The organism is Methanophagales archaeon (genome assembly GCA_021159465.1).
Lineage (GTDB): Archaea > Halobacteriota > Syntropharchaeia > Alkanophagales > Methanospirareceae > G60ANME1.
In genome coordinates this window covers 1-1,648 of the sequence record JAGGRR010000205.1, presented here as the reverse complement: position 1 = coordinate 1,648, position 1,648 = coordinate 1, and the positions used below count along the sequence as shown (strand labels likewise).

1 protein-coding gene is annotated in these 1,648 nt (G+C 34.0%); it reads right to left on the bottom strand.

Translation table 11 applies throughout. The features are described 5' to 3' along the window. Positions 1-130: 130 nt before the first annotated feature. Positions 131-1,477, bottom strand: coding sequence for a transposase (locus J7J01_08935; protein ID MCD6210989.1), 1,347 nt, complete (start codon positions 1,475-1,477; stop codon positions 131-133). Between the last annotated feature and the right edge of the window lie 171 nt (positions 1,478-1,648).

Below are 1,648 nucleotides of genomic sequence, written 5' to 3'. Positions count from 1 at the left end.
AGGTATTGAGAAATCACTTTCATAGCTGGGGAGAAACTATAGAATATTACAACTTAACTTTGCCATTTGGCCTTTTTCACACTAACAAAACTGCTATGGCATAATTTGCCATTTGCAGTTTTATGCCATTTTACCACCTCAGATTAAGGCTTTTATCCTCGTATCGCCGTATAAAATCACCGAAAATTGCCAGAATTTGCGGTGAAACATTGCTCAAAATGTGGAATCTAAAGCCTTTTGGCGGATAAACGACTGTAAGTGACAAATTTATCAGGAATTTTTTGAGTAACTTTGCATTTTTTACAGGAGTGTTTTCACTCAAAAGCAGTGTCAAATTTATCAGGAAATTTGCAAGGAAACATATGAAAAATATGCCAATAACAGACCATTTATTCCAGTGCCTTACTGGATGCAATTCAATCCCTTCCTTTAAGTTTCTGAAGAATTTCTCTGCTTTGTCCCTTTCTTTATACAATCTCAATACTTTCTCCGGCTCGTTATCGACAGAACTTTCTAGAATGAAAAATCCTTCAATTCCATTTATGTAAGGATTTTCTATGTCAAATAGTGTTTTCTGCAAGGATGGAACAAGCTCTATCCATCCTTTATCTGATGGAAATTTATCCCTTTTCCTTTTCTTCAATATTTTGTTACCTTTCTCTTTTTGCCTTTTGAATTTCCGTTCCTTTGCTTTTATTTGGTCTTCGTAAAGTTCAGGACAAAAGAAGATATAAAGCAATTCTTTTCCCTCCTTTTTCTTTATGCAATAATAATGCCTTCCATTTATCTCAAAATACTCCACCTGATCAAAATTGTTTTTGAAGAATTCTGTATATTTCTGATATGTCTTGATCTTCTTTGCCTTTAATGAAAGATAATGGTACCCAAGTTTTCTTATCTTCTCCTTATTTGCCTTTGTATCAGCTCCCGCATCAAATATAAGCAATGAATTCTCTGGAAGTACTTTTGATACAATTTTCAGCATTTCCCTCATATGCTTTTTATCCTGTACATTTCCTTTCTGAATGGTTAGTGCAGTAGGAATGCCATTTATTCCTGTGGAAATTCCAAAATTTATCTGCAATTTATCCGGCCTTTTATCCCTGGAATAACCGTATGATGCCAGTTCTGCTTTTTCCCCTTCTATATATGTAGATGAAAAGTCAATGATTTGATTGCTGTCAGCAAGTCCATTATCCCCTATAAATCGCTGGTATCTCTCCAAAACAACTGGAAAATATCTGCCAATTCTTTCTAACGTTCTATAAAGGGTTCTTTCCGAAGGTTTTCCTTTCATTCCCAATTGTTTCATAAGCTCTTCTGGATATGCATTGGGGATCTGACGAACAGAAACCGAATGAGTGAGTTTGTTGTATATGTGGAGTTTTACAATAGGAATAAAATTCTTGGCATTTCCTCCAAGATTTTTAAAAATTGTAGAAAAAAGACCGAATTCTTTTTCTACTTTTTCAATCATTACTATACCGCCTAATGGATATGTTTTGTTTGATTTCATAAAGGAGATATTGAAGTTCCTTCAATATCTCTTTCCATTAGGCATCAAAGTGGCGAAGTCAAGTTATAATATAAAAAAGAAAGAGAATGGAATTTCATATATTGAATATGATTACAGTCACCTCATCCTTAA